The organism is Acidisphaera rubrifaciens HS-AP3 (assembly GCF_000964365.1).
In the GTDB taxonomy this organism is placed as follows: Bacteria; Pseudomonadota; Alphaproteobacteria; order Acetobacterales; family Acetobacteraceae; genus Acidisphaera; species Acidisphaera rubrifaciens.
The window spans coordinates 1-1017 of record NZ_BANB01000380.1; the positions used below are offsets into that span (position 1 = coordinate 1).

A 1017-nucleotide genomic window follows, 5' to 3' on the forward strand; every position below is an offset into this window, starting at 1 on the left:
GGCGCCGGTCATCGTGCTCGGCCTGCTCGGCGTGCTGTCGGTCCCCTTTCCGCAGCTGCTCGGCAACGGGCGTGACGTGGCGCAGGAGGCGTTCACCGGCGGGGTCGGCCTGCCGCTTCTGGCGGTGCTGGTCGTGCTGCGTCCGGCGATGACCATCTTCTGCCTCGGCAGCGGGGCACCGGGCGGGCTGTTCACGCCGTCGCTGGCGACCGGGGCGCTGCTCGGCGGTTTGCTCGGGGTGCCGTGGTCGTGGCTGTTCCCCGGCACGCCGGGCGGGGAATACGCCGTGCTCGGCGCGGCGGCGGTGCTGGCGGCGACGACCCAGGGTCCGATCTCGACCGCCGTGCTGATGATGGAGCTGACCGGTCACGCCCGCGCCTCGATGGTGCCGATGCTGCTGGTGATCGCGACCGCGACCCTGGTCGCGCGCACGATCGAGCCGCGGTCGGTCTATGACGCGCGCCTGAGCGACGACGAGGTGCGGGCCCGCCAGCAGCATCGCGACCATGCGCCGCCGGGACTGCCCCCCTGATGACCGTCCTGCCATGACCGCCCCCGTCGTCACCGCCGCGGCCGACCTGGTCGCGGAGGTGATCGCCGTGCTCGTCGCCGTGTCGGACGGCGAGCCCCGCGTGCTGACGGTGGAGGGCGGCGCCGCGCTGCCCGCCGGGCCGTTCGGTTCGGCCGACCGCTCGTTGCAGGCGAGCCTGCGGGCCTGGGTGGAGCAACAGACGCACCACCCGCTGGTCTATGTGGAACAGCTCTACACGTTTGCCGATCCCGGCCGGATCGATCGGGCGGGCAGGCGGGTGATCTCGATTTCCTACCTGGCGCTGACGCGCGAGCAGCCGCCGCGCGAGGCGGGGGCGGTGTGGCGGAGTTGGTATCGGCACTTCCCGTGGGAGGACCAGCGGACGTCGGCGGCGGTGGCGGCGCTGGCCGCGCTGCGCCCGCGCCTGCGCGCCTGGGCCGAGGCCGCGCCCACGCCCGCGCTGCGCGGCGAACGGCGGCGGCGGG

At 74.9% G+C, this 1017-nt stretch carries 1 protein-coding gene and 1 pseudogene; both read left to right on the plus strand.

All coding sequences use genetic code 11. The annotated features are described in order from the left end of the window. Positions 1–532: chloride channel protein (locus tag B8460_RS11410; protein WP_048861723.1), on the plus strand; the 532-nt coding region annotated here is incomplete at its 5' end. Positions 533–545: 13 nt separating this feature from the next. Further along, positions 546–1017 (plus strand): annotated as a pseudogene (locus tag B8460_RS11415) (hypothetical protein); the annotation flags it as partial.